The organism is Lactobacillus sp., from assembly GCF_051893255.1.
GTDB lineage: Bacteria > Bacillota > Bacilli > Lactobacillales > Lactobacillaceae > Lactobacillus.
Genome location: NZ_JBJFHB010000013.1, coordinates 10,811 through 15,308, shown reverse-complemented (window position 1 = coordinate 15,308; position 4,498 = coordinate 10,811). Strand labels below are relative to the sequence as shown.

Sequence of the window (4,498 nt, the reverse complement as noted above, 5' to 3'; positions counted from 1 at the left end):
AAAGCTGCCGCAGACAAGGCTGCTGCAGACAAGGCTGCCGCAGACAAAGCTGCCGCAGACAAAGCTGCTGCAGACAAGGCTGCTGCAGATAAAGCCGCCGCAAACAAAGCTGCCGCAGACAAGGCTGCTGCAGACAAGGCTGCCGCAGACAAAGTTGCTGCTGGTCAAGCTGCAGACAAAGCCGCCGCTAATTCCAACTCTGAATCAGCTACGGTAGATAGCTCTTCTAGCTCGGAAACTACTAATCCAACCGTTGACACCCCATTCGCCGGTAAAGCTGTTCACACTATTTATACTGGTACTAATACTTACCTATATACCACTAAAGAGTTAACTACCATTGCCACCACACCATTACAAGGTGATACCAGCGTAATTGCTTATCCCGATGGCATTACAACGGCCTTAACCGGTAAGAATGCTGGTGACCTAGCTATACCCGTAACTTATAAAGGACAAAACTTGTATTTTAAAGGTACTTTTGGAGGCTTGACTTCAAACAGCTTATATCCAGATGGCTATTACTACGCTTTAACAGACACCACCTTCTACGGTGTGGTTAAGCCAACCGACCCTTCCGTCAAACTTGACGCACCTTTTTTAGACGGTTCCACTTGGTTCTACTATTTTGATGGTGGCTTGACGATTTACAGTTATCAAAATAACGTTTGGACTGGCGCTACCTTTTTAAACGCTCAGTAACCACTGATAGATAATAAGAAACATTAATGTGTAGCGCGTCAAGATACGACTTATTCTACACAACGCAAAAGCCATGACTATTCCCAGTTTGAGAATAGTCATGGCTTTTTAGTGGTGCCGAAACATGGATCAAAAGGCTGCTTGTTTCGCTTAACCCGGCACCAGTAAGCATTCCAAAAACTCAGTTTATGGGCTTTATGGGCTAAACCATGGCAAATATGAGACTTCTCTGACTATCTACTTCCCAGATGGAAGTGAATACACAACTGACAACTTCATTGTCAACGTCAAGTAACCAAATAATCCAGCCTACATTCAGGCTGGATTATTTTTGCCCTCAAAAATCCCAGCCCGCCGTGTTTCTGTGCTAAATCGGATCAGTGTTTACAATCGGGAGCTTAATTGAATAATTACTGGCTAAACTATTGAGTTTTCATGGTTTCATAGTTCTTTTTGGTGTGGGAAGTTTAAGTAGTCAAAAAACGCCGCCCTGGCTGGGGTGGCGTCTTGAGAGTAGTAATTCTTCGCGATTTTGAGATATGTATTTAACTTAACTTTGTACTTAACGTTTTCGAATTGTGGAAAGTTTAGAGCAGCTGGTAGCGACTCGCATCCAGCTTTTTAACTTGCTCTTTTTTAATCAATTTGGCAAACATCCGGGAGATAGTTTCTGGCGTTGTGCCCAGGTAGGCAGCCAGGTCCTTCAAGGCCAGCGGCAGGGTGATCGTGTCGCTGCCTTCAGCTAGGGCCAGGTCGCTTAAGTAGCTGTACAAGCGGTCTTCTGTCCGGCTGAGGGAGAGGTAAGAGTCGCGGACGATCAGCTCGTTAGCGTGTTCTACCGTGTACTTGAGCAGCTGGTAGGATAGGCTTGGCAGCTGGATGAGCAGCTGCTTGAAGTCGGCAGCCCGCATGAAGCAGAGATCGCTGTCCTTGCTGGCTTCGAGAAAGATACTCTCGTTTTCCTGGCCAAACAGCCAGTTTTCTCCAATGTAGTCGCCGCTTTTCAGGACTTTCTGCAAGCGTTCAGCTCCGTTTTCCAGGTACTGCATGACCTTGACCTCGCCCTTTTCCAGGATGATCAAGGGGGCCGGCTGCTTTGGCGCCAAGACGGTTTCACCCTTGTGGAAGTGGTGGTGGGTCAGCAGGGCCTCGAGCTTGGCCTGCTCGTCGAGTGACAAGTCTTGAAAAAGTGGTACTAATTGGACGCAGAGCATCATATTTTTCTCCCTATTAAAAATTAATCTTCTTCGTCATCATCGTCGTCTTCTTCGACATAGAGACCTTCTTTTAAGTCATGACCCAGGAAGTTTTGGGCAAAGGCGATTTCGCCCTTCATCCAGTTGGCTAAGTCAGTCAAGGCTGCAACTTGCCCCAGATGACCTTCTTGCTTGGCCAGGGCCAGCCCCTTGCTGATGTAGAGTAGCTGGGTGTCAAAGTCCTTGACTAGGTCAAAAAGCTGTTCGTTGCCATCTTCATACTTGCGGCTGCCGTCTTCTTCCAGGCGTCCGAATTCCAGGACTTCCTTGCTGGTGGTTGGGATCAAGTCGCCCTCAGCCAAGAGCTCGCGGTTTAGCTTTCGGATAAAAGCAAATTCCGTGTCTTCCCAGGCATTGCCCTTTTGGGCGAAGAAGAGAGTAGCCGTGCCTCTGGCAAAAAGCTTGGCTTGTTCGATCTTCAAAGTGTGGAGCAGCAAGTTGGAAGTGATATGGCCGATCACTGCACCCGCCGTTGGGTGGTGGTGTTCGTAGTCGCTTCTTTCAAGTTCGGCATGGTAAAGTTCAGTTGCAGTCATAATTTTCTCCTTTAAAATTATACAGATTTTCGGTACTAACTTACTTAACGATGATCTTTTCAACTGGGTAGCCCAGGCCCGTGACTACCTTGGCTAGGGCGTTTGGTTCGGTTTGGCTTTCGTCGATTTCGGCCTTGACCTTGCCGGCGTTGAACAAGACGGAAATCTTTTCAACGCCATTGATTTGGCTGAGGGCCTTTTGGATCTTGGTCATGCAGGATGGGCAGGACATGTTGAACAGCTTCAAAGTTACTTTAGTCATGGTGATTAACCTCTTTTTTAAAAATCTACTTACATTAATTTTGTTTTTTTGCTTTTGCTAAGTTTGATTATGCCAGGCCTTTTTTAAAAAGTAATTGACACCTATCAAGTCAAGCGCAATAATCTCATGCCGTTGGCGGTAACGACCAGGATGCTGAGCTCGTGGATCAGCATGCCCAGGCCCATTTCTACGTAGCCGGCGAAGAGGCCGATGAAGAGGAGGGCAACCGTCAAAAGGGAAATGGCGATGTTTTGCCGCATGTTGGCGATGGTCTTGTTGGCAAAGCGGACAGCGGTTGGCAATTGCGAGAATTGGTCCTTGACCAAAACCAGGTCAGAGACGTCGATGGCCACATCGGTCCCGCTGCCCATGGCGATGGCCAGGTCAGCCGTAGCCAGTGCCGGGCTGTCGTTGATCCCGTCACCGATAAAGGCAACTTGGTGGCCTCCTGCTTGCAGGCTCTTGATGTAGGCCGCCTTGTCAGCTGGCAGGAGGCTGCCGTGAGCTTCGTCAAAGTTCAGTTCTCTTGCTACCGCGTCAACCACCGTCTGCTGGTCGCCGGACAAAAGGACAAATTTGTAAGGCTTGATTTTGCGCAGAGCTGCTAATTGCTCTAAAGCGTCGCTTCTCAGGGTATCGGCGATGGCCAGGGCCAAAGCCAGCTTGCCGTTTACGGCTAAGTAGACGTGGGAGCCCGTAGGATCTAGGTCGATTCCAGCCGTGTCAATTCCATTTTCACTCATCAGCCGTTCATTGCCGACCAGGAGGTTGGCACCATTAACTTGGGCAGCCAGGCCCCAGCCAGCTACGACTTCACTTTTTGCTACTGGGAAAAGGTCGCCGCCATAGTAGGCATTAATGGCCTTGGCCAAGGGGTGGTCAGATTCGGCTTCTAGGCTGGCGAGCAGCTGCAGGTTGTCACGCTCATTACCAGTCAGGTTAACTACTTGGGAAACGCTTGGCTTACCCGTGGTCAGGGTGCCAGTCTTGTCAAAAACAAAGGTATCGATCTTGGTCAACTGGTCTAAAGCCGCGCTGCCCTTGGCAATGATGCCGCTCTTGGCGCTAGACCCGATGCCAGTCACCGTGGAGATTGGAACCCCGATGACCAAAGCGCCAGGGCAGCCAAGGACTAAGATGGTGGTAGCTAGCCGGACGTCCTTAGTAAAAAAGCCGACAACTAAGGCGAGGAGCAGCACAAATGGGGTGTAGTATTGGGAGAAGCGGTCGATCAGCTTTTGAACCTTGGTCTTGCTGTCTTGGGCTTCTTCGACCAGTTCGATCAGGCGGCCAAAAGTAGTGTCTTCACCAACTTTTTCGGCTTGGACGATCAAGGTGCCGCTTTCCAGGCTGGTGCCGGCGTAAACCGGCGTGCCAACTTCCTTGTGGCTGGGCTTACTTTCACCGGTGATGCTGGCTTCATTGACGTGACCGTCGCCTTGATAGACGCTGCCGTCAACTGGAACTTGGGAACCGGTCTTGACCAAGAGCAGGTCGCCAACTTCAACTTCATCGACGTCGACTTCTTCGCTAGTCTTGCGATCAAGGTCAGTGATCTTCAAGGCTGTCTTTGGAGCTAGGTTAACCAGGTCCTTGATGGACTGGCGACTCTTGGCCAGGGTGGCTTCTTCCAGCAGGTCGCCCAAGGAGAAGAGCCAGATTACGATGCCGGCTTCGCTGTATTCACCGATGAAGAGGGCACTGATCACGGCGATGGAGACCAGGAATTCGATGGAGACGAT

Annotated in this window: 5 protein-coding genes; 1 reads left to right on the top strand and 4 read right to left on the bottom strand. The window is 49.9% G+C overall.

Annotated features, from left to right (window positions below; all coding sequences use genetic code 11):
- The coding region (locus tag ACI4WN_RS00950; protein WP_439776574.1) for a hypothetical protein at positions 1–702 on the top strand (702 nt) is incomplete at its 5' end.
- A 587-nt stretch (positions 703–1,289) separates the two neighbouring features.
- On the opposite strand, the gene ACI4WN_RS00945 is transcribed toward ACI4WN_RS00950, so the two are convergent.
- From ACI4WN_RS00945 to ACI4WN_RS00930, 4 genes are all read right to left on the bottom strand, one after another.
- Positions 1,290–1,919 (bottom strand): Crp/Fnr family transcriptional regulator, encoded by a 630-nt coding sequence (locus ACI4WN_RS00945; protein ID WP_439776573.1) that lies wholly within the window; start codon positions 1,917–1,919, stop codon positions 1,290–1,292.
- 20 nt (positions 1,920–1,939) lie between these two features.
- Positions 1,940–2,494, bottom strand: coding sequence for a DNA-binding protein (locus ACI4WN_RS00940; protein ID WP_439776572.1), 555 nt, complete (start codon positions 2,492–2,494; stop codon positions 1,940–1,942).
- Between the two features lie 40 nt (positions 2,495–2,534).
- Positions 2,535–2,756, bottom strand: coding sequence for a heavy-metal-associated domain-containing protein (locus tag ACI4WN_RS00935; protein WP_439776571.1), 222 nt, complete (start codon positions 2,754–2,756; stop codon positions 2,535–2,537).
- Positions 2,757–2,860: 104 nt separating this feature from the next.
- Positions 2,861–4,498, bottom strand: a 1,638-nt coding sequence (locus ACI4WN_RS00930; protein ID WP_439776570.1) for a heavy metal translocating P-type ATPase, incomplete at its 5' end; no start/stop codon positions are given.

What these genes read in the sequence shown, in the direction of transcription:
- ACI4WN_RS00945 (WP_439776573.1), bottom strand. Translation starts at nt 1,919, where the DNA reads ATGATGCTCTGCGTCCAATTAGTACCACTTTTTCAAGACTTGTCACTC.
- ACI4WN_RS00940 (WP_439776572.1), bottom strand. Translation starts at nt 2,494, where the DNA reads ATGACTGCAACTGAACTTTACCATGCCGAACTTGAAAGAAGCGACTAC.
- ACI4WN_RS00935 (WP_439776571.1), bottom strand. Translation starts at nt 2,756, where the DNA reads ATGACTAAAGTAACTTTGAAGCTGTTCAACATGTCCTGCCCATCCTGC.